General features: G+C 65.0%; 23 protein-coding genes and 1 tRNA gene. 12 read left to right on the forward strand and 12 right to left on the reverse strand.

Annotated elements, in window-relative coordinates:
• Positions 1 to 188: 188 nt before the first annotated feature.
• On the forward strand, positions 189 to 1,157 hold the full coding sequence (locus tag MU553_RS02595) for a hypothetical protein (RefSeq protein ID WP_247374949.1): 969 nt from the start codon (positions 189 to 191) through the stop codon (positions 1,155 to 1,157).
• On the opposite strand, the gene MU553_RS02600 is transcribed toward MU553_RS02595, so the two are convergent.
• From MU553_RS02600 to MU553_RS02610, 3 genes are all read right to left on the reverse strand, one after another.
• Entirely contained in the window at positions 1,120 to 1,893 is a 774-nt protein-coding gene (locus MU553_RS02600; protein ID WP_247374951.1) for a helix-turn-helix transcriptional regulator, read from the reverse strand. The genes MU553_RS02595 and MU553_RS02600 overlap by 38 nt on opposite strands.
• 94 nt (positions 1,894 to 1,987) lie before the next feature.
• Positions 1,988 to 2,758: a universal stress protein gene (locus MU553_RS02605; RefSeq protein ID WP_247374954.1), complete on the reverse strand. Its 771-nt coding sequence runs from the start codon at positions 2,756 to 2,758 to the stop codon at positions 1,988 to 1,990.
• 85 nt (positions 2,759 to 2,843) lie between these two features.
• Positions 2,844 to 3,290: a hypothetical protein gene (locus tag MU553_RS02610; RefSeq protein WP_247374957.1), complete on the reverse strand. Its 447-nt coding sequence runs from the start codon at positions 3,288 to 3,290 to the stop codon at positions 2,844 to 2,846.
• A gap of 358 nt (positions 3,291 to 3,648) precedes the next feature.
• On the opposite strand from MU553_RS02610, the gene MU553_RS02615 reads away from it, so the two are divergent.
• Positions 3,649 to 3,733: transfer RNA gene (locus tag MU553_RS02615), tRNA-Arg, on the forward strand.
• Between the two features lie 416 nt (positions 3,734 to 4,149).
• Here the strand turns inward: MU553_RS02615 and MU553_RS02620 are convergent.
• Together MU553_RS02620 and MU553_RS02625 are read right to left on the reverse strand one after the other, a co-directional pair.
• Entirely contained in the window at positions 4,150 to 5,013 is an 864-nt protein-coding gene (locus MU553_RS02620) for a 2-oxoacid:ferredoxin oxidoreductase subunit beta (RefSeq protein WP_247374960.1), read from the reverse strand.
• Positions 5,013 to 6,779, reverse strand: coding sequence for a 2-oxoacid:acceptor oxidoreductase subunit alpha (locus MU553_RS02625; RefSeq protein ID WP_247374964.1), 1,767 nt, complete (start codon positions 6,777 to 6,779; stop codon positions 5,013 to 5,015). The genes MU553_RS02620 and MU553_RS02625 overlap by 1 nt, the downstream gene beginning before the upstream one ends.
• A 146-nt stretch (positions 6,780 to 6,925) precedes the next feature.
• Here MU553_RS02625 and MU553_RS02630 point away from each other — a divergent pair, with 146 nt between their 5' ends.
• From MU553_RS02630 to MU553_RS02645, 4 genes are all read left to right on the forward strand, one after another.
• A complete protein-coding gene (locus tag MU553_RS02630) occupies positions 6,926 to 7,567 on the forward strand; it encodes a ferredoxin--NADP reductase (protein ID WP_247374966.1) in 642 nt (213 codons plus the stop codon).
• Positions 7,568 to 7,673: 106 nt separating this feature from the next.
• Positions 7,674 to 8,105, forward strand: a complete 432-nt coding sequence (locus MU553_RS02635) for a hypothetical protein (protein WP_247374969.1) — start codon at positions 7,674 to 7,676, stop codon at positions 8,103 to 8,105.
• 73 nt (positions 8,106 to 8,178) lie between these two features.
• The gene (locus MU553_RS02640; protein ID WP_247374972.1) at positions 8,179 to 9,138 is read left to right on the forward strand and encodes an alpha/beta fold hydrolase; all 960 of its coding nucleotides are present in this window, start codon (positions 8,179 to 8,181) and stop codon (positions 9,136 to 9,138) included.
• A gap of 52 nt (positions 9,139 to 9,190) precedes the next feature.
• Positions 9,191 to 9,775 (forward strand): NUDIX hydrolase, encoded by a 585-nt coding sequence (locus MU553_RS02645; RefSeq protein WP_247374974.1) that lies wholly within the window; start codon positions 9,191 to 9,193, stop codon positions 9,773 to 9,775.
• On the opposite strand, the gene mce is transcribed toward MU553_RS02645, so the two are convergent.
• Positions 9,772 to 10,158: a methylmalonyl-CoA epimerase gene (gene mce / locus MU553_RS02650; protein WP_247374993.1), complete on the reverse strand. Its 387-nt coding sequence runs from the start codon at positions 10,156 to 10,158 to the stop codon at positions 9,772 to 9,774. The genes MU553_RS02645 and mce overlap by 4 nt on opposite strands.
• A 61-nt stretch (positions 10,159 to 10,219) precedes the next feature.
• Complete coding sequence (locus tag MU553_RS02655) at positions 10,220 to 10,768, reverse strand: ribbon-helix-helix protein, CopG family (RefSeq protein ID WP_247375014.1); 549 nt, start codon at positions 10,766 to 10,768, stop codon at positions 10,220 to 10,222.
• A 161-nt stretch (positions 10,769 to 10,929) separates the two neighbouring features.
• On the opposite strand from MU553_RS02655, the gene MU553_RS02660 reads away from it, so the two are divergent.
• Entirely contained in the window at positions 10,930 to 12,975 is a 2,046-nt protein-coding gene (locus MU553_RS02660; RefSeq protein ID WP_379814343.1) for a hydantoinase/oxoprolinase family protein, read from the forward strand.
• Positions 12,972 to 14,579 carry a hydantoinase B/oxoprolinase family protein gene (locus MU553_RS02665; RefSeq protein ID WP_247375025.1) on the forward strand — a complete coding sequence of 536 codons (1,608 nt, stop codon included), beginning with the start codon at positions 12,972 to 12,974 and terminating at the stop codon, positions 14,577 to 14,579. The genes MU553_RS02660 and MU553_RS02665 overlap by 4 nt, the downstream gene beginning before the upstream one ends.
• A 39-nt stretch (positions 14,580 to 14,618) precedes the next feature.
• On the opposite strand, the gene MU553_RS02670 is transcribed toward MU553_RS02665, so the two are convergent.
• Together MU553_RS02670 and MU553_RS02675 are read right to left on the reverse strand one after the other, a co-directional pair.
• Positions 14,619 to 15,320 (reverse strand): maleate cis-trans isomerase family protein, encoded by a 702-nt coding sequence (locus tag MU553_RS02670; RefSeq protein WP_247375047.1) that lies wholly within the window; start codon positions 15,318 to 15,320, stop codon positions 14,619 to 14,621.
• 111 nt (positions 15,321 to 15,431) lie between these two features.
• Positions 15,432 to 16,640 carry an Nramp family divalent metal transporter gene (locus tag MU553_RS02675; protein WP_247375066.1) on the reverse strand — a complete coding sequence of 403 codons (1,209 nt, stop codon included), beginning with the start codon at positions 16,638 to 16,640 and terminating at the stop codon, positions 15,432 to 15,434.
• Between the two features lie 214 nt (positions 16,641 to 16,854).
• Between MU553_RS02675 and MU553_RS02680 the strand changes: the two genes are divergently transcribed.
• A complete protein-coding gene (locus MU553_RS02680) occupies positions 16,855 to 17,583 on the forward strand; it encodes a GNAT family N-acetyltransferase (protein WP_247375069.1) in 729 nt (242 codons plus the stop codon).
• 12 nt (positions 17,584 to 17,595) lie between these two features.
• On the opposite strand, the gene MU553_RS02685 is transcribed toward MU553_RS02680, so the two are convergent.
• Both MU553_RS02685 and MU553_RS02690 read right to left on the reverse strand, forming a co-directional pair.
• Positions 17,596 to 18,117 carry a hypothetical protein gene (locus MU553_RS02685; RefSeq protein ID WP_247375088.1) on the reverse strand — a complete coding sequence of 174 codons (522 nt, stop codon included), beginning with the start codon at positions 18,115 to 18,117 and terminating at the stop codon, positions 17,596 to 17,598.
• 82 nt (positions 18,118 to 18,199) lie between these two features.
• Complete coding sequence (locus tag MU553_RS02690; protein WP_247375090.1) at positions 18,200 to 19,879, reverse strand: acyl-CoA mutase large subunit family protein; 1,680 nt, start codon at positions 19,877 to 19,879, stop codon at positions 18,200 to 18,202.
• A 138-nt stretch (positions 19,880 to 20,017) separates the two neighbouring features.
• Here MU553_RS02690 and MU553_RS02695 point away from each other — a divergent pair, with 138 nt between their 5' ends.
• Positions 20,018 to 21,745, forward strand: a complete 1,728-nt coding sequence (locus MU553_RS02695) for a sensor histidine kinase (RefSeq protein ID WP_247375094.1) — start codon at positions 20,018 to 20,020, stop codon at positions 21,743 to 21,745.
• 16 nt (positions 21,746 to 21,761) lie between these two features.
• Here MU553_RS02695 and MU553_RS02700 read toward each other — a convergent pair whose 3' ends face one another.
• The gene (locus tag MU553_RS02700) at positions 21,762 to 22,343 is read right to left on the reverse strand and encodes a GNAT family N-acetyltransferase (RefSeq protein ID WP_247375096.1); all 582 of its coding nucleotides are present in this window, start codon (positions 22,341 to 22,343) and stop codon (positions 21,762 to 21,764) included.
• 119 nt (positions 22,344 to 22,462) lie between these two features.
• Between MU553_RS02700 and MU553_RS02705 the strand changes: the two genes are divergently transcribed.
• Positions 22,463 to 23,326, forward strand: coding sequence for a DUF7551 domain-containing protein (locus MU553_RS02705; protein WP_247375100.1), 864 nt, complete (start codon positions 22,463 to 22,465; stop codon positions 23,324 to 23,326).
• Between the two features lie 229 nt (positions 23,327 to 23,555).
• A complete protein-coding gene (locus MU553_RS02710; RefSeq protein WP_247375103.1) occupies positions 23,556 to 25,568 on the forward strand; it encodes an AMP-binding protein in 2,013 nt (670 codons plus the stop codon).
• Positions 25,569 to 25,587 lie beyond the last annotated feature (19 nt).

A 25,587-nucleotide genomic window follows, 5' to 3' on the forward strand; every position in this document is an offset into this window, starting at 1 on the left:
CCGCCCACCGCCACGGGACTCCGGGAACGTTCTGCCGAGCACTGGCGTCGCGAATCAGAGTCTGATTTCCGATCACGGATTAACACTTCGGGGTAGTGCCAACAGTGAATAATTAACTGAGAGATATGTATGTCGGCATCGACCATTCGACGACCGGAATCAAAGTGGCGAGTCGAGAGGGGGGACGAGTGCGGTCCGCGTTTCAGATCGATCGCCGTGAACTCGAAGCGTGTGAAAGCGTCCTCGAGATCATCGACGAGCGGATCGGCGTCTCGAACGTCACGCTGGCGACGGTCACCTACTCCTACGGCAACGGCATTTCAGAGATCACGGACATCGAATCCGTCTCCAATAGGGGAGTCAAGGACTTGCTCGGCCTCGGGTACGAAACCGGAGCCGGCGCCGTGGTCTTCGATCAGTTGCAGGACTCGTCGATCCCGGCGGTCGTCCTCCCGGGCGTTCACGACGGCCTGGAGACGCTCCATCCGCTCTTCAGACACCATTCGACGTGGAGTGGCGGTGACAAGGTGGCCGCCGTCCGGAGCGCACAGGAGCGGTTTCGGGCGACGAGTGAGAACGGAGACGCGTTCATCTGGGCGTGTGCCAGTTCCTCCTGTATGTCCGGCCTCGTCTCCGATGGCCGACTGAGGGGGTTTTTCCACTGGCTGGGCCTGGTCCACGGCTGGCCCGACCTGGAGGCAGTCCGGCACGGGAAAGAAGAGGGATTCGACGACATCCTCATGCAGTGTGGCATCCTGCCGCGCCAGGGCCACGAGCTCTCTGACGCACACGAGATCACCGATCCAGAGATCCTCAAACAGGTGTACTGGTCGACGCTGTTCAACATCCACTCGCTGGTCCCGTTCGCAGAGGGGATCTGCGGTGAGTCACTCGACGGCGTTCTCCTCAGCGGGCGGCTCGTTCGTCGCGAACAGCCGATCGACGTCGCCCGCCGGATTTACGAGCAGTGTACCGACACCGCACCCGTTCACGTTCTGGAACCCTATGCGTCAGCGCGGGGCGCCGCGCTCGTCGCCGAAGACGTCGGCACGGGCGCCGAGCACGTCCTCGGAATCCCGGTGGGTGACGTCCCGATTCAGAACGACGAACAGTCGGAGATCACGCTGACAGTCGACGGCTCTGGTCAGACGCAATGATCCGCTCGAGGAACTCGGAGGCCCACTCGACCGCCGAGTCGGTGTCGTTGACGATGACCGCGTGCAGCCGATCCCGTTCGTTTCCCACTGGGACGGCGACGGTCCCGTCGCCGATGACTGTCCCGTAGGTGTACACCTCCGTGGTCGCGTAGATGGTCGAGTTTTCGGCCGCGACGATCTCGCCGAACTTCTCGGCGTAGTTCGAGTGGCCCGTCTCGACGACGTCCTCGGTAAACACGAGCGTCGTGGGAACCCCCGCTTCGACGACGAGCGAGTGAAACGAGTCGACGTAGTGGGGCATGATCGTACTCGAATACCCCTTGACTTCGCTCGCATTCGCCGCCACGTCGACGATTTCCACGAACGGTTCCTGGGGCGCGTGTTCCTCCGCGTAGTGAACCGCTGCGCCTTCGAGCAGTCCCACGTCGAAGCCGGCGTCTCGCGGCAGATACGAGAGGATGTCCTCCATCCCGGTGACCGTCTGGAGGGTGTCTTCCGTCCGCGCGAACTCCTCACAGCAGAGTTTGCCGAAGTTCGTCAGTTCGTACGACGTCCCCGTCGACGCGAGCATCCCCAGGTCTTCGAGTTCACGGTACGCCCGGTCGATCGTCGGGCGTGACGAGTCGATCTTGTCCTCGATCTCCCGTTTGTCCAACTGTCCGTCGCAGATACATTTCAAAATCTCGTAGCGTTTGTGGAAGACGTGGAGAATCTCGGCGACGGGATCGGCACTCATGTACGCGTATCTGACCCCGTTACCGAGTAAAGCGTTCTGGTGGAGTCAGATTATGATGGGCACTCAGTCTGGAACTAGACGCGGATATACCATTTCATAACAGTTTCTCGTCGCCGGGCAGCTCGATCGCCTCGTCCGCCGCGTCGAGGTAGTCACCCCGGACGACGAGAACCGGGTCGACTGTTCGTCTGGCGATTTTCTTCGCCCGATCGCGGAAGACGAATCGACGGATCGACGGCCGGCTCTCCCCGACCACGAAGAGGTCGTACTCGCCAGCGACGTCGAGGATCGCCTCGATCGGAGACCCGTTACCGACCACGTTGCTTTCGACGCGATTCGGGTCGACGCCAGCTTCGACGAGTGCCGACGCCCCCGTCTCGACGAGTGTCTCGCCGTCTTCGCGGTGGGCCTCGTTGGCGATGACGTGAAAGAACGTGACCGCGATCTCGGTATCGGCCACGATTGCCCCGACGAGTCGGGCGATGCGCTCCACGTTGACGTCGCCACGAATCGCGACGAGAATGCGATCGAGGACTGGGGCGGGATTGAGCAACAGCACGGCGTCACAGTCCAACAGCACTGCGCTGCGCTCGAACGTCTTGAGAGGCCTGTGCGTGAACACGAGCTTCGACGTCACGTCACAGCCGGCGGCTTCGAACACTGCGTGATGATCCGAGAGTTCCGATCGGGCTGTCTCCCCGAACTCCGCGCGCGCCTGACTCGGCGCGGTCTGATCGGGGATCTCGTGGTACCCGAGCAGGACGACCGGCACCGACGCGAACGCTTCGACCAAGGTCCGTGAGATGTCCTGCCCTCCGAGCACGTCGACGGGGACGAGCACGCGATAGTCGTTGGTGTTCACCATTGGCGAGTGACCACATACACCATACGAACTCGCTCGTCTTAGTGGCATCACCTCCACGCGGCCGAGGGGCCGAACGGACCATCAGTCACTGGGATTGGCGCCACCAGTCTTCGCGTTGAAGGAGCCGATCCTCGAGATCTTGACGAACAGTGTTCACGTGAACGTCGTACAGTTGCGGATTGTCCCCGAACGGCGAGAACTGTCGTCCCATCTCGAACAGTTGCGGCTGTCGTCGTTCCTTGTCCGGATCGATCACGTATCCCAGTTCAGGGACGTACGCGCTGAGATCCGCGTCGTGCGCGACGAACAACTGGGTGACTTCGCCGGTGTTGAGCCAGCGAATCATCCGCGTGTTGTAGTCGGCGTACCAGCTATCGCGCACGTCCGCTGGTTCGGGGCTCCAGTCGACGACTGGCGAGATGATCGCGAACCGCGCGTTCGGATAGTAGTTCTCGACGTCCGTCAACGCCTGCCAGCTGTAGTCGATGTTCGGTTCCTCGTCGTCCTGTGCCCGGCTGTGAGTCGGAGTCATGACTTGCCCCCGAAGGGAGACCCACTAGGGACCGCACACTGAAAGTGGACACGACCGTCGGCCACGCGACAGGTCGCATCCCGAAACCGTGCCGACCGCATCTCGCCGCAAGCACTCCCCGTGGATACGACCTCGCCGAGAGAAGTAGGGAGCGGCTAGACCGGGAGCACGCAGGGTTCGACCGCCGGTGCCGGGATCGCTGTGACGCCCCGTCCAGTAAGTGTCTCCATCGTCGACGGAAAGCACACGTCCACGACAGTGGCCCGGAGCCCAGTATACGGCTCGTACCCGCGACCCAGAGCGCGTATAGACCGAATAACAACGTGTGCTGCCGGCGTGGACGTAGACGCGTTCGCTCGAAAGGGTCGCTCAGCCTGGCAGAGCATCCACCTTCTGGGTGGGTGGCCACTACGGCCTCGAAGGTTCGAATCCTTCCCCTTTCGTTCGCGCGAAGGTAGTGTAACCGGCAACACGCGGTCTTTCCACGGCCGAACTGGATGTTCAATCCATCCCCTTCGCACTGTACCGTTAGTACCTTTTTTGCGGTCGGGTGTCCTCGCGCCGCCGAAGGCGACGCTGTGGGCACCACTCCTGCAAAAAATCTACGCTAAAAAAGCGGAACTCGCGCACCGCGCGAGTTCCGGGAACCGCGCCGCGAAGCGGCGCGGATGCGTGACTGCAATACAGCCATCTCGATTAGTTGACGACCAGTAGCATCCGCCGAGCGGCGTGGCCGCGAGGCGGTTCACTCCAGGCGAACGAAGTGAGCCTGGAGCAGTTTTTAGTCCAGGTTTTTGCAACGGGGGTGCCCACAGCGAGCGAAGCGAGCGAGGACACCCCCGCAGTAAAAAAGTGGGTTTTAGTAGAACTCTCTCACGAGGTCCATCGCGTCGTCCGGCGCGCCGTCCGGGATGTCGGCCATGGAGTCGGTCAGGCCTTCGCGTTCGTCGAAGGGGACGGAGTTTTCGCTCTTGTAGAGCACGCCCTGGTACTCCTTGTCGGCGTCGAGGATCTTCGACTTGGCGTCGTCGTAGTCGGTCGGGTCGTGGTCGGTGTCTTCGAGGTCGACGATGGCGTCGCGGAAGTAGTCGTACGTGTCGACGTCGTTGAACGTGACACACGGCGAGTAGACGTTGACGAAGCCGAAGCCGTCGTGCTCGATGGCTTCCTTGACGATCTCGGTGTGGCGCTGGGAGTCAGAACTGAACGACTGCGCGATGAAGGAGCCGCCGCCGGCCAGTGCGAGCGCGAGCGGGTTGACCGGAGGCTGCTTGGGACCGTCGGGCGTCGTCGAGGTCTCGAAGTCCTCGCGGCTGGTCGGCGAGGCCTGGCCCTTGGTGAGACCGTAGATGCGGTTGTTCATGACGACGTAGGTCATGTCGACGTTCCGACGGACGGCGTGGATGAAGTGGCCGGCACCGATGGAGTAGCCGTCACCGTCACCGCCGGCGACCATCACTTCGAGGTTCGGGTTGGCCAGCTTCACGCCGATGCCCACGGGGAGTGCGCGGCCGTGGACGCCGTGGAGCGCGTAGCTGTGCATGTAGGTTCCGATCTTCCCGGAACACCCGATTCCGGCGACGACGAACGTGTTGTCCGGGTCGTTGCCGGTGTTCGCGAGGGCTTTCATCATACCGTTCATCGTCCCGAAGTCACCGCATCCGGGACACCAGGTCGGTTGCTCGTCGGACTTGAAGTCGGTGAATCTGACGTCTGAGCTCATTATTCGGCCTCCACTTCGGTGGGTTCGGCGAGTTTGTTCTCGATCTCTGCTGCGAGTTCGTCGGCCTTGAATCGCACGCCGTTGTACTTGTTGAGTCGCTTGAGTCGGGTCAGCGAATCGTGTTCGAGGAGGTCGGCGAACTGCCCGGTGGCGTTACACTCGACGACGATCACGTCGTCTGCGGCCTCGATCTCCTCTGAGAGGTCGGGGCGCGGGAAGATGTACGGCACCGAGATGAAGCGGACGTCGATCCCCTTCTCGTCGAGGAAGCCGAGCGCTTCGCGCATCGCACCCTCGTTCGAGCCCCAGGAGATGATCAGGTTGTCCGAGTCGGGGTTGCCGTACTCGCGGTAGTCCCAGTCCTCTCGCTCGCGGGCAGTGTCGACTTTCTGCTGGCGCTTGTCGACTTGCTCGATGCGTACCTGCTTGTCCTCGGTCCGGCGACCGAGCGCGTCGTGTTCGAGGCCGGTCGTCATGTGCGCGCCGCCCTCGGTGCCCGGGAACGTCCGCGGACTGATCCCGTCGTCGTTTGCGAGGTGGGGCTGGAACTGCCCCTTGTCGTTCTGCCACTCGCTGATCTCGTCCTCGTCGACGACCTTCCCGCGGTCGATTTCGACCTCGTCCATGTCGAAGGTCTCCGGCGGGAACGTCTGTTCGGTCACCGACATCGCGAGGTCGGAGACCAGGAACACCGGCGTCTGGTACTTCTCGGCGAGGTTGAACGCCTCGATGGTCTTCCAGAAACACTCCGAGATGCTGGTCGGCGCGACGACGAAGCGCGGAATCTCGCCGTGACCGCCGTACAGGGCCATGTTGAGGTCGCCCTGTTCCTGTTTCGTCGGCATCCCGGTCGACGGACCGGAGCGCTGGACGTCGGTGATGACCAGCGGCGTCTCGCTCTGTGCGACCAGGCCGAACGTCTCGGTCATCAGGTCGATCCCGGCACCGGACGTCGCCGTCATCGCACGGGCGCCCGCGCGGGCAGCCCCGAGTGCCATGTTGATGGCCGCGAGTTCGTCCTCGGCCTGGACGACCTTCCCGCCGTACTTGTCGAGGCGGCCGGTCAGATACTCCATAATGGAGGTCGCGGGCGTGATCGGATAGCCAGCGTAGAACCGACAGCCAGCAGCGAGCGCCCCCATGCCGAGGGCCTCGTTCCCGTTCAGGAGGATGTAGTCGTTGTCAGTGCATTCGAGGTCGTAGTCGAACTCGTAGTCGTACTCCTCCTGGACGTACTCCTGACCGACGCGTGCGGCCTTCTTGTTGTTCTCGACGATCGCCTGGCCTTTGTCCTTGAAGCGTTTTTCCAGGGCTTCGTCGAGGTTCTCGATGGGGAAGTCTGCCACCTCGCAGGCGGCACCGAGGGCGACCACGTTCCGCATGATAGCCCCGCCGGCGTCCTCGGCCAGCGACTTCAGCGGCACGTCGAGCCCGATCATTTCCTCGGGGATCTCGACGTCACGCATGGTCGTGCGTTCGCCGTCGTAGATGATGACGCTCCCGTCGTGCAGTTCGTCCATGTTCTCGTCGATAGTCCGCTCGGTCAGCGCGATGAGAACGTCCAGCCTGTCGACGACGCTCTCGACGCGATCGACCGAGGTTCGTACCTTGTAAGCCGTGTACCCGCCGCGGATACGCGACGCGAAGTCCTTCGACGTGAAGACGTGGCGACCGGCACGGGACAGAGCCTGTGCGAAAATCTTGCCCGTAGAGTCGATCCCGTCGCCCGCTTCACCGCCGATGGCCCAGTTCAGGTCCTCGGGCATACTAGCGACCGACTACCCACCCATAAAGCAAAAGCCTTCTGCAACGGGTCCCTTGCAAGAAAAATAGCCTGAAACGAATATGAACGAATGTGAGGTTTTCTTATCGGACCGAAAGCACCTTTCGAGACGACGTGGACAGTCCGAACATGGAAGACGTACCCGTCACCGTCGCCGCCGTCACGACGGTCGGTGACGACGCCAAGGTTATCGAGTTCGAGTCACCCGACGGCTTCGAGGCCCAGCCCGGGCAGTTCGTCAAACTCGGGACCGTCGTCGACGGCGAAGAGATGAACCGCTTCTACACGATCTCCTCGGCCGACGTCGACGAGACGTTCGACGTCACCGTCGAGATCGACCCCGAGGGCGAGTTCGGTCCGTACCTCGACGACCTCGCTGCCGGTGACTCGCTCACCATGTCTGGCCCGTACGGCAGCGATTACTACGAGGACGAACCGCGCGTAGTCGTGCTCGCAGGCGGTCCCGGCGTCGGGCCCGCCGTCGGCATCGCCCGGCGCGCCGTCGACGACGGTGGCGACGCCGCCATCGTCTACCGCGACGACGAGCCGATCCACGAGGACGCCCTGGCCGCCCTGGAGTCCGACGGCGTCACCGTCCACGTTCTCGACGCTGACGCCGACATGACCGACACCGTCGCCGACGTCGTCACCGGGACCGACGGCGAACAGGTGTTCATCTACGGCTTCGCCGACTTCCTCGACGCCGCGACCGCAGCCGTCGAAGCGACCGGCATCAACCCCGACAAAGCGAAGGTCGAGAACTTTGGTTAACTAATCAATACGTTTAATTTTCCGGTAGCGCCCCTAGCAGCCGGATTTGCACCCGTTCACCCCAAAATTCATAGATATTATGTGATACCCATCCGTTCGTTGGGTAATGAGTTCGGGTCGTCGCACCTGTCACGTCGCACTGTCTCTGCTTCGTCCTCTCGTACTCACGCTCTGTCTCCTGACGAGCGTGGTACAGCCGGTCGCTGCAGCGGCACCAGCCGTCGACGGGCAGACCGCCCCGACTGCTGAGCTGGCGGGTTCGTACCTGCAACAGGGCGCGGGCAACGAGACCGGCAGCGGGGCCGCAACCGCAACGACAACCGCTACCGGGAACGAGACGAGTGCGAGCAGTAGCGGCATCGTCGGGACCATAACTGGATTCCTCGGTGGCATCGCGGGGTTCGTCGGTGGCGTCCTCGGCGCGATCTTCTCGTTTTTCGTCGACCACATCATCGGGCAGGCCATCATCGGGCTCACCCTGGGCGTCCTGATCGGGCTGAAGCTCATCGCGATCTACATCGAGCAGTACGAGGAGTGAAGGAGCGGCTGTCGAGGCCACTCGAATCCGTGCGACCGACAGGATATTCCTCGTCTCGGACAAACAAGTCACCATGGCCAGTCTCAGGAGCTTCCTCGCGAACCGATTGGGAGACGGCGAAGCCGCGTCGACGGCGATCACGACCGGCGACGACCCGCCGGTACTCGAACTCGCGGCCGAAATCATGGACGACCCACAGACGGCCGACACGCGTGACGGTCGCACCATCGGCTACGCCGACGTGGGCGATCCGGACGGCGACCCGGTCTTCGTGTTCCACGGGTTTCCGAACTCCCGGGTGTTCGGCGCGCTGTTCGACGAGGCGGGGCGCGCACACGGGCTTCGCATCGTCGCCCCGGAACGACCGGGTCTCGGCGTCTCGGACCCCCAGCCGGACCGGACGCTGACCGACTGGCCCGCCGACGTCGCGGACGTCGCCGACGCGCTCGGCGTCGACGAGTTCGCCGTCTTCGGCATCTCCGGGGGCGGGCCGTACGCGGCGGCGACCGCCGCGTTGCTCGGCGAGCGCGTCGAGCGCGCTGCGATCGCGTGCGGCCTGGCACCGATGGATGCAGTCGACGTTCGAGAGCGGCTCTGGTACTACAGCGCGCGCTTTCTCCCGTCGGGGAACAAACTCGCGCTCTGGCTGCTGGGTCGGCGAGCGATGGACGACCGGGAAGCGTTCCTGGAATCGATGGCCGAGTCTGCAGCGCCCGCTGACGAGGCGTTGTGGACCGGCGAAGTGGGGAAAGTCGTCCACGCGAGCATGATCGAAGCCCGTCGCAATCACGGCCTGGACCCCCTCGTCACCGAAACGAGGGTTTTCGGGAGCCCCTGGGGGTTCGATCTGTCGACCATCGACGTGCCGGTCGGTCTCTGGTACGGGAAAGCCGACGTGCTCGTTCCGCCGGAGATGGGGCTGTACCTGACCGAGAAGATTCCGACGGCAGAGGCACACATCTATCCCGACCTGGATCACCTCTCGATCGTCACGGAACACGAAGCGGACATCGCGGCGTGGCTCGCCGCGTGAACGCCGGAGTCGGAGGACATTTCAGTGCGAATCAAAAAGGGCGGTCAGGAACATGGCACCCACAGACGTCAACCGCGAGGAGGTCGAACGCCGGAAGTCGAGACTCCTCAGCGAGCACGACGGGGTGTCCGTTCGGGAGGAACACGAGGAAGTGCCCGCCGACATCTTCCCCGACCTCCGTGACCTGGCAGTGGAGGGATACACGGGCGGCGGTTACGTCTGGGTCGTCCGGGACCCACAGGAGACGGCCCCCCTGGCCGAGCCGCTGCCCGACGACATCGAAGAGCGCGAGCGCGTGCTCATGATCCTCAGCCGCGGAACGAGTCGCTGGGGCCTCCCCGGTGGCGGCCGCGAGTGCGGCGAGACCTACGAAGAGGCCGCCGCCCGCGAGGTCAACGAGGAGACGGGCATCGAGTGTTCGATCGAGAAGCCGTTTCTCATCCGCCAGCGCGTCAGCGTCTCGAAGGGCGACCACGACGAGCGACTCCACACGCTCTGGGTGTTCTTCGACGGCCGCTACGAGGGCGGGACGATCCGCGTCCAACCGGGCGAACTCAACGGCGCCGCCTGGTTCGCCGATCCGCCCGAGCGGATGCATCCGGAAAACGAGTTCCGCGCTGCCGAGTGGAACCCCTAGTGCTGGACGTACTCCAGGAGGACGCCCCCGGTGTCTTTCGGATGTAAGAACGCGACCTCGTGTCCCCAGGCTCCCTCGCGCGGTTCCTCGTCGATGAGCGTAATATCCAGTTCGCGTGCGTGTGCGAGCGCCGACTCGATGTCGTCGGTTGCGAGCGCGAGATGGTGGATGCCCGGACCGTTGCTGTCGAGATAGGAGGCGATCGCGCCCTCGTCGGACAGCGGCTCCAGCAGCTCGAAGTAGCTGTCGCCGAAGTCCAGGAAGACGACCTGCATGCCGTCGAACTCTTCCTCGTGTGCGACCGGTGCGTCGAACAACGTGGCGTACTGGTCGGCGAGCGCCGCGGCGTCGTCCGTGGCGATGCCAGCGTGGTCGAAGTGCATATCGGGACTTCCGCGAACGCGCTCTTCAGCGTACCGGAACGACCGCCCGGGTCGATTCCGATCAGGGTTCGATCTTCGTCAGGAGGACTTTCGAGACGCCTTCTTCGATTTCCAGATCGAAGGGGAGGTCGCGCGTGCTCTTGCGCAGGAATCGGAGGATGAACCACTTGACGTCCTCCGTCGGGAAGACAACGTGGAACGTGTCGGCGCTGCTCTCGCGGACGGTGAGAAAGCCACAGACGGAGAGCCAGTCGAGCAGTTCGCCGAGCGTGTCGAAGCGGTCCGCGTACTCGGCGGCGTGGAAGTTGGCGACCCGGTCGACGTCGGCGACGAACGTCTCGGGCCACTCGCCGTCGTCGTCTTTGACGTTCGCCAGCAGGACGTGCAGGAAGTCGATGTCGAGCAGCGCGTGTTCTCCCCCCGCGAGGAGTTCGTAGTACTCTTCGAGGTCCACGCTCGCCTCGGCCGTCGCAGCCTGGTAGTTCGCCGCGTAGAACGAGAGCGCACGCCGGACGAGGACGCTGTTTCCCTCACCGGTCTGGGAGACCAGCTCGTCCAGCGCGTCGCGAGCGTCGTCGTCGAGTGAGACGGTGATCCGGTCGGCGACCATGTAGAACACCGGGAGCCAGGACCGGAAATACGCTCCGCTCACTGCCGGCGTTCACACGGATTCACATCTCGGATGTCACGGTCATAACAACCCTTTTGCGGATTTCGGGACCTGTGAGAGATAGTCACAGATACGATGCCAACGATAGTCACAGCACCACGATATCGAAGCCAACGGGAGGTGACCACCGCGTGAAGCGACCGCGCGTCGGCGTCGACGTGGGCGGCACGTTCACCGACGTCACGCTCATCACCGAAGCGGGCGATCTCGTGACCGCGAAAGTTCCCTCGACGGCGGACCAGAGCAACGGCGTCATCGAGGGCATCCGGAAAGCCTGCGCTGACGCGGGCATCGACCCGAGCGAGATCCGCGAGTTCACCCACGCGATGACCGTCTCCGTGAACGCCTTGCTCGAACGCGACGGCGCGAAGACGGCCCTCGTCACGACCGAGGGGTTCCGCGACGTGCTCGAAATCGGCCGCCAGGACCGGCCCGCGCTGTACGACCTCGACGCCGAGAAACCGGCCGCGCTCGTCCCCCGCCGCCGTCGCTTCGAGGTGGCCGAACGAGCGACGCCCCAGGGCATCGAACAGCCGGTCGACGAGTCGGCCGTCAGAGCGGTCGCCGCAGACATCCGCGCCGCGGACGCCGAGAGCGTCGCCGTCGCGTTCCTGCACGCCTACGCACATCCCGAAAACGAGCGACGAGCCGCGGAGATCCTCCGCGAGGAACTCGACGTGCCGGTGTCGGCCTCCCACGAGGTGCTGGCCGAGTTCCGCGAGTTCGAGCGGACGGCAACGACGGCCGTCGACGCCTACGTTACCCCGAAGATCGACGCGTACGTCGGCCGCCTCGAAGAGCGAGCGGCCGACGAGGGCGTCCCAGCACCGCGCATCATGCAGTCTAACGGCGGCATCGCCGACGCGACCACCGTCCGAGAGCACGCCGTCACGACGGTCCTCTCGGGGCCGGCGGCGGGCGTCGTCGGCGCCAACCGAGCGGCGTCCACAGTACAAAACGAGAACGACCTCGACGGCCTCGTCACGTTCGACATGGGCGGGACCTCCAGCGACGTGAGCCTCGTCCGGGACGGTGACGCCGAGCGAACGACGGACACCCAGATCGACGGCATCCCCGTCCGGACGCCGATGGTCGACATCCACACCATCGGCTCCGGCGGCGGGTCCATCGCGTGGGTCGACGCGGGCGGCGCGCTGCGCGTCGGTCCCGAGTCCGCCGGCTCCGAACCGGGACCGGCCTGCTACGGTCGCGGCGGCGAGCGAGCGACGATCACCGACGCCAACGTCGTCCTCGGCTACATCGGCGACAGCACCGCGCTCGGCGGCGAACTCGACCTCGACGTCGAAGCCGCACACGACGCACTCGCGGCGCTGGCCGACGAGGCGGGCCTCGACTCGGCGCTCGACGCTGCACACGGCGTCTACCGCGTCGCGAACGCGAAGATGACCCGCGCCATCCGGGAGGTGACCGTCGAGCGGGGGTTCGACCCGCGTCAGTACGGCCTCGTCGCGTTCGGGGGTGCCGGCCCGATGCACGCCGCGGAACTGGCCGCCGACCTCGACATCGAGTCGGTCATCGTCCCGATGGCCGGCGGCGTCCTCTCGGCGTACGGCCTGCTCGACGCCGACGAGCAGTACGACGCGGTCCGGACGCACCTCACGCTGCTGGCCGACGCCGAGCCGGCGACGGTCGACGATGCGCTCGAGGAACTGACTGCCGAAGTCCTCGCCGACGTCGCCGACTCGGCCGACGCGACCGTCGAAACCGTCGCGGACCTCCGCTACGAGGGACAGAGCTTCGAGTTGCCGGTGCCCATCGACGACGACTTCGACGCGGCCGCGCTCCGCGAGCGGTTCCACGCCGCCCACGAGCGCGCGTACGGCTACAGCATCGACGAGGCGATCGAACTCGTCAACCTGCGGGCGACCGCACGCGTCGAGCGAGGCATCGCCGAAACCGCCTACGACGCCGCAGGCGAGGCACGCCTCGGCACGCGCGAGTCGTACTTCGGCGGCGACGCCTACGAGACCGCCATCTACGACCGGCGGTCGCTCCCGCCGGGTGCGACCGTGTCCGGCCCGGCGGTTCTCGAACAGAAAGAGAGCACCACCGTCGTGCCCCCGGCCTGGACCGGAGAAGTGCAAGCGGACGGCACGATGGTGCTCACGACGGAGGGCGACCAATGACCGAATCCGACATCGACGCGATCACGCTCGAAATCCTGCGCAACCAACTCGAAGGCATCGCCGAGGAGATGGGCCACGTGCTCATCCGCGGGTCCTACTCCCCGAACATCAAGGAGCGCCAGGACTGTTCGGCGGCGCTGTTCGACGCCACCGGGCGACTGGTCGCCCAGGCCGAGCACATCCCGGTCCACCTCGGCGCGATGCCCGAAGCCGTCGACGCCATCCGGGACCGCGATCCCGAACCCGGCGACGCCTACCTCCTGAACGATCCCTTCGCCGGCGGAACGCACCTCCCCGACGTCACCATCGTCTCCCCGATTGCCCACGAAGGCACAATTGTGGGATACGCGGTGACGCGGGCACACCACGCCGACATCGGTGGCATGACGCCGGGGAGCATGCCCGCCGGAGCGACCGAGATCTACCAGGAGGGGCTTCGACTGCCGGGCGTGCGGCTCCGAGCCGACGGCGACGTCGTCGACGACGTGCTGGACGTGGTGCTCGCGAACGTCCGCAACCCCGACGAGCGCCGTGCGGACATCCGGGCACAGCTCGCGGCCAACGATCGGGCCGCCGAGCGCGTCGGCGAACTCGTCGACGAGCACGGCCGCGACCGACTCGCCTCGGCCTTCGAGGCCGTCATCGAGTACTCCCACGACCGCGTGGCCGCAGAACTCGCCGACGTTCCAGACGGAACATACCACGCCAGGGACGTGATGGAAGGGGACGGCGTCACCGACGACGACGTCCCTATCGCGGCGACGGTCACGATCGACGGGGAAAGCGTCACGGTAGACTTCGACGGCACGGCTGACCAGGTCAACGGGAACATGAACGCGCCGCTGGCAGTCGCCAAGAGCGCGGTCTACTTCGTCGTCCGAGCCGTCACTGACCCCGAGATCCCCCCGAACCACGGCTGTTACGCCCCCATCAGCGTCGAGGCACCCGAAGGCTCACTGCTGAACCCGACGCCGCCGGCGGCCGTCGTCGGCGGCAACGTCGAGACGAGCCAGCGGGTGACCGACGTTGTCCTCGACGCGTTCGCCGACGCCGTCCCCGAGACGGTCCCCGCCCAGGGCCAGGGCACGATGAACAACCTCATCATCGGCAGCCGGGACGCCGACGGCTACACCTACTACGAGACCATCGCGGGCGGGTTCGGTGCCCGCGCCGACAGCGACGGGATGGACGGCGTCCAGGTCGGGATGACCAACACGCTCAACACGCCCGTCGAGTCCATCGAGACGGAGTACCCGCTCCGCGTCGATCGCTACGCGCTCCGTTCCGACAGCGGCGGCGACGGCGAGCATCGCGGCGGTCTCGGCCTCGAACGCGCGATCACCGTCGAGACCGACTCCGTGGTCTCACTGCTGACCGAACGCCGACGACACGCACCGGCCGGCGTCGACGGCGGCGAGGACGGAGCCACGGGCCAGAACCTGATCGACGACGACGCAGTACCGGCGAAGACCACGCAGGACGCGCCGGCCGGAACCACCGTCACCATCCGCACACCGGGCGGTGGCGGCTACGGCGACCCGGCTGACCGCGACGAGGCGGCACGTGACAGCGATCGCGCGGACGAGAAGGTCAGCGACGACTGACGATCGCAGTTCTTTTTCGAAAACGAGTCGGCGCGACCGTTAGGTGTCGCCCAGCTTGCCGGGAATTGCCGTCGTCGGAAGTTCCAGTTCCCGACAGAGGTCCCAGGCAGTCGTCTGGTTGCTCGTCACGACGGTGACCCCGAGATCGGCTTCCAGCCGTTCGACTGCCGGCAGGGTATTGTAGTTCGTACACGAGACGAACACGGCGTCGACGGTGGTGGGATCGACCGCGGCCTGCACCTGTGAGACGGCGTCGTCCGGCGTCAGTTCGCCGATGACCGTGTTGTCGACGATGCCGCGTCCGTCAAGCGTCTCGACCGCGAACCCAGCGTCGTCCAGGTAGTCGCGTTCGCGCTCGTTGATGTCGTCGACGTATGGCGTGACGACGGCCACCGCATTCGCGTCCAGGGCGTCGAGGGCTCGCCGGACGGACAGCGCCGTCACGACTGCGGGCGCGTCCACCGCAGTCGCGAGTTGCGACTCCAGCTCGCGCGCGAACGACGCGCCGTGGAGGAAGCTGCCGGACGTACACGCGTAGGCAACGCCGTCGACGTCGGCGTCGGCGAGGCGCTCGGCAGCGTCGGCGGCGCCGTCGGCCATCTCGTCGAGTGCGTCAGCCGTCACGTCAGCTAGCGGCATCCGCGCGGTGTGAACGGTCGCGACCCCCGGGAAGGCGGCTGCGAACTCCGGTTCAGCGGTCGTGTTCGAGGAGGGGACGATGACGCCGAGTCTGGTCGTCACAACCGTCCCTCCTGGCAGCCTGTCACAGTGGCTGGGTCTGTCGGTCGCGCGTCTGTACGGTCGCCGTCGACGTCGAATCGGATGTGCATGAGAAGTGAGTGTGTGGAAGACTCAGATAACGCCAGCGATGGACAGGAGCGTCCGGAGGCCGAGCCAGACGACGACGACTGTCACGACGCCGCCGAGGACGTTCTGTGGCGTCGTGTTGACGTAGTCGCCGAGCGTCGTCCGGTCGTTCATCACGTAGATGAGGAACAGCGCGATGATCGGCAGCAGGATGCCGTTGGCGACCTGTGCGAACAGGATGGCCTGAACCGGGCTGGTTCCGAGCGCGGAGAAGACCACGCCGACGAGCAGGATAGTCCCCCAGACGGCGCGGAAGCGCGTCGAAGTGAGATCGCGTTCCCAGCCGAGCGCGCCGGCGGTCGCGTACGCGCCGGCCAGCGGCGCCGTGGTCGCGCTAGTGAAGCCGGCGGCGAACAGCCCGATGCTGAAGAAGATCTTCGCGTGCGTGCCCACGAGCGGTTCGAGCTGCTGGGCCATCGTCCCGACGTCCTCGATGTTGGTGCCGACGGGGAACGCGGCGGCCGCCGTCGTCAAGATCGCGAGCGTGATGAACCCGCCGACGACGATCGAGAGGACCGTGTCGGTCCGGCACTCCCCGAGGTCCTCGACGCTGCTCCAGCGTTCCTGGACGCTGCTCGCGTGCAAGAAGAGGTTGTAGCCGACGACGGTCGTCCCGATGAGGCCCGTGATGACGAACGCCGAGCCGTCCGGAACTCGCGGGACGAACCCGCCCATGATGGCGCCGACGTCCGGCCCGATGAGGATCGCGTCGATGAGAAAGGAGACGCCCATGATGGCGACGAGGCCGATGAGCGCGCGTTCGATGAGTTTGTAGTTCCCGGTCCACAGCAGGACGCCGGCGATGAGACCCATCAGGGGACCCCAGACCGTCTGGCTGACGCCGGTGATCGTCGCGAGGCCGGCCGCACCGCCGAGGATGTTCCCGGCCTCGTAGGCCGCCGTCCCGATGCCGATCGCGCTCACGACGAGGGCGATGCTCACGAACTGCGGCAGCGGGTTGTCGAACCGCTCCCGGAGCGCTTCGCCCAGTCCTTCGCGCGTCACCAGCCCCAGTCGCGCGCTCATCTCCTGGAGAACGATCGTCGCGATCACCGAGAACGCGATCGTCCAGATGAGCGCGTAGCCGAACCGCGCGCCCGTTACACTCGCCGTCGTGACAGTTCCCGGACCGATGAACGCCGCGGCGACCATCGCACCGGGACCGATTGCCTTGATTCGTTCGACAATACTCATATGTGTACTGACCTGCGCTAACTGTTCTCAACCTGCTATGAGACGGAGATAACAGTTGTTATGAGGGGTGTGTACGGCAGGGGCACCGGATGTGATTCAGTATGAAGACGGCGCCGAGAGATCGAGGCAGTGTCCCAACTGTGAGTATTCCCCTGACACGACCGATGTTACCACGAGTCAAAAACTAAGTTCCAGGGGCGCCGACAGGGACCACATGGATTCGCTGGGGCCCGTCGACCTGGAAGCAGAACGACAACGCGTCTACGAGTACGTCGAGCGCCACGGTCGGGTCAGCCGCGACGAACTGCAGACTGCGATGGAGTACGAATCCAGACGGCTCGGACACCACCTCTCGATGCTCACGCGCGACGGCTATCTCGAACGGCACGACGGCGCCTTCGAGATCGCCCTCGACACCGGCGACGAGGAGGAGTACGAGCTGGGCGAGTTCACGGCGACGATTCGCCCGGCCCGCCAGGACGACATCGGTGGCATCGTCGGTACCATCCGACAGGTCGTCGAGGCGGGCACCTACATCGAGGCCGAGAGCGTGGCTCAACAGCTCGACTACGAGGGATCGCTGCTTCGGCACAACGAGTTCGAGTCGCGCGTGTTCTTCGTCGCAGAGGTCGAAGACGATGTCGTCGGCTGGGTGCACCTCGACGTGCCCGAACTGGACAAACTCGACCACACCGCCGAAGTCACGATCGGCCTCGTCGAGGAGTACCGCGGCAACGGCATCGGCCGCCTCCTCATCGAGCGCGCCCTCGCATGGGCGCGCGAGGAGGGCCTGACGAAGCTCTACAACAATTTCCCGGCGACCAACACGGCCGCCATCGAGTTCTTCGAGGCCTGCGGCGCCGCCGTCGAAGCAGTCAGAGAGGGGCACTACCGGATCGACGGCGATCCGGTCGACGAAGTGATGATGGAACTTCCCCTCTGAGAGTCGCCGCTCTCAGGCCTCCGTTTCTGCGATCGCGTCGTCGAGACCCGTCGCCAACCGTGAGAGCCCGTCGGCGAACGGACCTTTGCCTTCGCCGGCGTCGTCGACAAGGCCCGTCCCCGTGAGTTCGTCCCGTGCAGCCCGGAGTGCGTCGATCCCGCCGATCGGTTCGGCGTGGAGTTCGAACTCGCCGTCGTGGAACTGAATGTATCCGCCGAGCAACGCTGCGACGTACTCGTTTGCCACCAGCGGCCCGCCGCGGTCGAACAGCAGGTGGCCGGTGTCCGTCAGCAGGCAGGCGGTCGCAGCCGGGTCGTCGCGGGCTCCGAACTCGACGAGGACGAACTGTTCGTCGACGGCGCGACGGCCGAACACCCACGTCGTCGCTTCGCTCCCGCGGACCGACCCCGCCGTGACGAGGTACGTCCGGACGCGTTCGCAGGCGTCCGCGTCCGTCGAGAGGGACACTGAGTCGGCCGTACATCGGCGATCTTCGTCGACGAGGTGGCCGAGCGCGACGGATCGTGTTGTCACTCCCGGTGAGAAGGACCTCGGAAACTAAACGATTGTGGCGCACCCGCGCCGAGAACGCCGACCAGGACCAGCGTCGGCCGGCTCAGACGCCGCCGCCGCGGTACTCGCCGAAGACGTCGCGCATCGCGTTACAGATCTCGCCGGTCGTGGCATACACCTTGACCGCGTCGATGAGATAGGGCATCAGGTTCTCGTCGCCGCGCGCGGCCTCGCGAACGGCTTCCAGTTTGGCCTCGACGGCCTCGTCGTCGCGCTCGGCGCGGAGCGAATCGAGGCTGTCGATCTGCTGTTGTTCCAGTTCCTCGTCGACTTCCTCGATGTCCACGTCTTCCTCCTCCTCGACCTGGTACTCGTTGACGCCGACGATGATCCGGTCGCCCGCTTCCTGTTCCTGCTGGCGCTCGAAGGCGGTGTCCTGAATCTCCCGCTGGACCCACTGGTCCTGAATCGCGGGGAGCATCCCGCCGCGGTCGTCGATCTGGTCGAGGATCTCGAACGCCTCCGCTTCGAGTTCGTCGGTGAGGCTCTCGACGTAGTAGCTGCCGGCCAGCGGGTCGATGGTGTCGGCCGCGCCGGACTCGTGGGCCAGGATCTGCTGGGTGCGCAGCGCCGTCCGCACGGACTTCTCGGTCGGGAGACTGACCGCTTCGTCTTTCCCGTTGGTGTGGAGGCTCTGGGTGCCACCGAGCACGGCGGCGAGCGCCTGGTAGGCGACGCGGACGACGTTGTTCTCGACCTGCTGGGCCGTCAGCGTCGAGCCGGCCGTCTGCGTGTGGAATTTCAACTGCTTGGACTTGGGGTTGTCCGCGTCGAAGCGCTCCTCCATGATCTTGTACCACATGCGGCGAGCGGCCCGGAACTTCGCGACTTCCTCCAGGATGTTGTTGTAGGAGGCAAAGAAGAAAGAGAGCTGCGGGGCGAACTCGTCGACGTCCAGGCCGGCGTCGAGGGCGGCCTCGACGTACTCGATGCCGTCCCCGAGCGTGAAGGCGATCTCCTGGGCGGCCGTCGAGCCGGCCTCGCGGACGTGGTAGCCCGAGATGGAGATGGTGTTGAAGCTCGGTACCTCGTCGGCACAGAACTCGAAGATGTCCGTGATGATGCGCATCGACGGCTCGGGCGGGTAGATGTAGGTGTTGCGCGCGATGTACTCCTTGAGCACGTCGTTCTGGATGGTGCCCCGCAGTTCCTCGCGGTCGACGCCCTGCTTGTCGCCGACGGCGATGTACATCGCCAGCAGCACGCTGGCCGGCGCGTTGATGGTCATGCTGGTCGAGACCTCGTCCAGCGGGATGCCCTCGAACACCGTCTCCATGTCGTCCAGCGAGTCGATGGCGACGCCCGTCTTCCCGACTTCGCCGGCGGCCATGGCGTTGTCGGAGTCGTAGCCCATCTGCGTGGGCAGGTCGAACGCCATCGAGAGGCCGGTCTGGCCTTGATCGAGCAGGTAATTGAATCGCTCGTTGGTCTCGGCGGCCGTCCCCATGCCGGCGTACTGGCGCATCGTCCACAGGCGACCCCTGTACCCGGTCGAGTAGACGCCGCGCGTGTACGGTGCCTGCCCGGGGAACCCGAGGTCCTCCCCGTAGTCGAGGTCCTCGACGTCGGCCGGCGTGTACAGCCGGTCCACGGTGTGGCCCCCGGTATCGGTCGTGAACTCGTCTTTGCGCTCGCCGAACCGTTCGACCGTCGGCTCGACCGACTCCTCTTCCCAGTCGGCTTTGGCGGACCGAATCTCCCGGAGGTCCTCCTCGTCGAACATATCTCCGATTCCGAGGCGGCAGCGTATAAACATTGTTCGAGCGCATCGAAGTTTATATATTAGCCAGCCAACTCGCCGCGACCGAAACCGCCGATTTTGCCAATGAGTATATAAATCGGCAGTGAATAAACCTGGGACATGAGTACCCACGCCATGCTGTATCACAGTATTCTGGCGGTCGGGATACTGCTGTGCGTGGGAGTCGGCGTGTACGCCTGGCGACGCCGCGAGCGACGCGGCGCCACGCTACTGGTCGGGATCTTCGCCACGCTCGTCTACTGGATGGCGACCACGTCGTTGATCGTCCACTTCGCCGGAACGCCGATCGTGCGACCGATCGCACGGTCGCAGTTCCTCGCGATCCCGGTGCTGACGCTGCTGTTGTTCCTGCTCGCCCTCCGATACACCGGTCGCGAGCGATACATCACGCGAAAGACGGTCGCGCTGTTGCTCGTCCATCCTGTCCTCACCAACGTCGCGGTGTGGGTTCCGCCGTTGAAACAGCACTTCGTCCAGTACGGGGCGAGAGACGCGAGTTCGTTTTTCGGCTACGCGTTCATCAAAGGGCCGCTGTTCCTCGTCCACACGACCTACTCGTACGTGTTGATGGGCGCCGCCGCAGTCATGTTCGTCACGTTCGCGTTCCGCTCGGAGTACATCTATCAGCGTCAGGTCGGCATATTCCTCGTGGGCGTGTTCGCACCCTGGATCGGCAACGTCCTGTACCTGTTCGGACCGGTCTCCGTGGACATCACCTCGCTGGCGTTCGCCATCACCGGGTTAGCACTGTGGTGGGCGATGTTCAGTCAGGACTTCCTCAACATCGTCCCGATCGCCCGCAGCACGGTCGTCGACAACATCGGTGCTGGCGTGTTCGTGCTCGACGTGGACGACCGCGTCGTGGACGTCAACCCGAAAGGGCGAGAGTTGCTGGACCTGCAGAACGAGGACGTCATCGGACGCCACGCGACGGCGGCATTGGCCGGCTACCCGGCGGTCCGTGACACCTTCCAGAACGCCGCAGACACCACAGACGAAGTCGAAGCCGAGGTCGACTTCGGCACGAACACGTACCAGGTTCAGAACACACCGCTGTCCGACGAACACGACAACGTCATCGGGCGGCTGTTCCTGGTCAACGACGTCACCGAGCAAAAGCGCCGCCAGCAGGAACTCGAACGCCGGAACGAACAGCTCGAACAGTTCGCGAACGTCGTCTCGCACGACCTGCGCAATCCGCTCAACGTCGCGTCCGGGAAACTGGAACTCGGCATGGTCAACGACGAGCCCGAACACTTCGAGGACGTCAAGGAAGCCCACGAGCGCATGAACCGCATCATCGACGACGTGCTCACGCTGGCCCGCCAGGGCCAGCAGGTCGACGACCGGATGCAGGTCTCGCTTCAGTCCCTGGCCACTCGCGCCTGGCGGAACGTAGAAACCGCCGACGCACAACTGCAGGTCGTGGCCGACTGTCCGTTCGCGGCCGACGAGTCTCGACTCCTGCGAGCGTTCGAGAACCTGTTCCGGAACGCGATCGAACACGGCCGCGAGACGACCACCGTTACCGTCGGCCAGACCGAAGACGGGTTCTACGTCGCCGACGACGGCCCCGGCATTCCCGCGGACGAACGCGACGACGTGTTCGAGGACGGCTACACCACCAACGAGGACGGAACCGGGTTCGGGCTTTCCATCGTCGAGAGCATCGTCGAGGCCCACGGCTGGGAGATCGCAGTCACGGAAAGCGAGTCGGGGGGCGCACGGTTCGAGGTGACCGGCATCGCGTCACTGACAGACCGGCAGCCGCAGGAACGAAACAACGAGCACGGTCCACGCTCCTCGGTCACCGAGTCGTCGAACTGACGAGGCCGCCCGACCCTTAGCGGCCGGTGTCGTACTTGTAGGTGGCCTCGTCCGGATCGATGCCGAAATCTTCCGGTCCTTCCTCGGGTTCCCCGTCGCCCTCGTTCGGGTCGGCGCGCTTGAACGCCTCGCGGAACTTGCGAGGCATCGTGAACTCGTCGACGGTCAACTGCATCGGAACGGCGTCGGGTGCACTCATCTCGCGTTTCTCGTCGAGTCGGCTCTGGAGTTTCGCTGGGAGGTTGCCGGTCTGGATGCCGTCGAAGCCGAACTGCTTGAGATACTCCGGTGCGTCGGTCAGGGAGTACACGGTCTCGAAGCCCTCGTCACTGGCTTTCTGAATCAGTCGCTCGACGACGTGTGCGCCCACGCCCTGCTCGCGCCAGTCGTCGAGGACGCCGATGGACGTGAGTTCACACACGTCGCCGTCGTCGGTCTTGTGGATGCGGATGCGCCCGAAGCCCGCCTTCTCGTTCGTCTCCTCGTCGATGGCGATGACGTAATCGCGCGAGCGGAAAGCGGTCTCGTCCAGGCCCATCTCCTCGATGTGATCCAGCAGCCAGACCTCCTCACGGTTTTTCGCGTCCCGGACGTACATACTCGTCTCTTGGCTGCCCCCAGTGAAAAGGGTTTATCGCACTCAGACGACGCGAACGTCCGCAGGGAACGTCCCCGACCGAAACCTATTTTCACGGCGTTGTTTTAGGGTAGCCTAAAATGGTCGGAGAGACCCTCGGAAAGCTCCGCGCGCGAATCGAGTCCCTGGCGAGAGACGACGGCGACTTCTGCGTCCTGTGCGGGCGAACAGGGGTGCGCCCCGTGCCGGTCACGGACGCGCGGTTCGAGGATCGGGCGACGGCCGAGCAAGCGGCCGAAGCAGCGACGACATATCGCGCCGTGCTCAGGCGGTGGGACCCGCGCGCGCCCTGCTACGACTTCATCGCCTGCGAGGTCCCCGAGGGCCTGGGCGTCGGGCCGGGTCGGCGAGCAACGGCTACGGGACGACGGAACGCCTCGCTGACGGGGTTCTGTCACGACGTCGCCGCCGCCGTCTTCGAGGCGCTCTCCGCCGAAGGGTTCGCCGACGCCGAATCCGCAATCATGGACGCGTACTGTGAATCCGCCGACGCCATCGACGACCCCGACGACCTCTGCCTCCACCTGTTGACGACGCTCGCGGCGGAGTTCGATTCCCAGTTGACCAGCGCCGAACAGGCCCGAGTCCTGCGGACCGCCGCCGGCGAGTTCCCGGGACCGAACACTGGCGGGACGCCGCTGACCCAGACGTTCGAACGGCTACAGACCGTCACCATCATCGGGGACTACGCGGTCGAGAGCTCCCCGGAGTGGGTGGTGGGACAGCAGTCCTGGACCGTGACCATCGACGACTACGCGCTTCCGACGGCACCAGACGCGATGCCGACGCTCCCCATCGTCATCGACCTGCTGCGACGCCTCCCACGAGCGCGACTCGCGCTCAGTGACGTCAGGCAGCTCGACGGCGGCTCCTGGCGATTCGAGGTGTCGGCGAGCGAGAACGGACCGTCCACCGGACTGGCCTGGGTGCAGGCGACGGGGTGACTCCCCGGACAGCGATCACCCGACCGAGACCGCCCGGACAGCGTGGCGGGGCCAGCGTTTCACGCAGCAGAAGGGCAGATCGGCAGTTCGAGACGGACAGCTCAGTGGACAACTGCTTCGATCACCTTCGTGGACGCACGTGACGGCTGGCGGCTGACGGCTGGTGTGGTTTACAAGTACACCCTTAACACTACTGTCCGTCCGGTCCAAATGTCCGTACGGGATACCAATGGCGTCAGAATCACAGACCGAGATAGACGAGGTGATCCACGAACCGAGCCAGGAGTTCGTCGACTCGACGAACGTCTGGGAGTTCATGCAGGCGTACGACGTCGACGACTACGACGAACTCATCGAGCGCACGACCACCGAGGTCGACGGGGAACCCGAGTCGGGCGTCGAGTGGTTCTGGGACGAACTCGTCGACTACCTCGACATCGAGTTCTACAACGAGTACGATCAAGTTCGCGACGACAGCGACGGCCCACAGTTTTCCGACTGGTACCCGGGCGGCGAGCTCAACATCGCCCACAACGTGCTGGATCGCCACGCCGCCGTCGACAGCGAGACCCGGAACAAAGTCGCCTGCATCTGGGAGGGCGAAGACGGCGAGATTCGAGAAGTCACCTTCCACGAACTCAATCGCCAGGCCAACAAAGTCGCCAACGCCCTGGAAGCGCGCGGCATCGAGACTGGCGACACCGTCGGGCTGTACATGCCGATGGTGCCGGAGGTCGTCTCGATCCTCTACGGCTGTTTCAAAGTCGGCGCCATCGCCGTCCCCATCTTCTCCGGCTTCGGCGTCGACGCCACCGCCACGCGCATCGAAGACCCCGAGTGCTCCGTCTTGTTCACCGGCGACGGCTTCCAGCGCCGCGGCAGCGAAGTCACGCTCAAGGAGACAGCCGACGAAGCCATCGAGCAGGCCGGCCACGTCGAACACACCATCGTCTTCGATCGGTTGGGGCTCGCGAGTTCGGGAGAGATTCCCTGGGACGACGACCGCGACGAACTGTGGACCGACGCCGTCGAATCCCAGGACGACGACTACGACACGAAAGCACTCTCGTCCGATCAGGAGTCGATGCTCCTCTATTCTTCCGGGACGACGGGCAAGCCAAAAGGCATCGTCCACACCCACTCCGGCGCGCTGATGCAGGCCGCCAAGGAACTCCACTTCGGCTTCGATCTGAAGCCCTCGGATCGGTTCTTCTGGGTGTCGGACATCGGCTGGATGATGGGTCCGTGGACGCTTATCGGCAACCACGCCTTCGGCGGCACCATCTTCATGTACGAAGGTGCGCCCGACTACCCTGAGCCCGATCGGTTCTGGGAGATGATCGACCGCCACAAACTCACCCAGTTCGGCATCTCTCCGACGGCGATTCGCGCACTCCGAAAGCAGGGCGACGAGTGGGTCGAGGGCTACGACCTGTCGTCGCTGCGCCTGCTCGGCTCCACGGGCGAACCGTGGGACCCCGAATCCTGGCAGTGGTTCTACGAACACGTCGGTGGGGGAGATACGCCAATCATCAACATCTCCGGTGGGACCGAGATCATGGGCTGTTTCCTCATGCCGATGCCGACCCAGCCGCTCAAACCCTGCACGCTCGGCGGGCCCGGACTGGGGATGAACATCGACGTCGTCGACCGGGAAGGCAACAGCATCAAGGAGGATCACGAGCGCGGCTATCTCGTCGCGCGCGACTCCTGTCCGTCGATGACCAAATCTCTCTGGAGCGGCGACGACCGCTACCTCCAGGAGTACTGGTCGTCCTTCGAGAACCCGCCGCTGTGGGACCACGGCGACTGGGCACAGAAAGACGAGGACGGCTTCTGGTTCCTCCACGGGCGCGCCGACGACGCGCTCAATGTCGCCGGCCGCAAAGTCGGCCCCGCCGAAGTCGAAGGCGCCGCCATGGAACACGACGCCGTCAACCAGGCCGCGGCCGTCGGCGTCCCCGACGACACGACCGGGACCGCCGTCGTGCTGTACGTCATCGTCGAGGAAGGCGTCGCGGAGACCGACGAACTGCGCGAAGCAATCCGGGCGATGATCGGCGACGAACACGGCAAGCCGTTCCGGCCGCGCGAGATTCTCTTCGTCGACGAGTTCCCCAAGACCCAGTCCGGGAAGATCATCCGCCGGGCCGTCGAGGCGACCTACACCGGCGAGGACCTCGGCGACATGAGCAGCATCGAGAATCCCGACGCGCTCGACGAGCTCGAAGACGCTCGCTGACCGCCCTGACTCAGAAGTC

The organism is Halorientalis brevis (assembly GCF_023077655.1).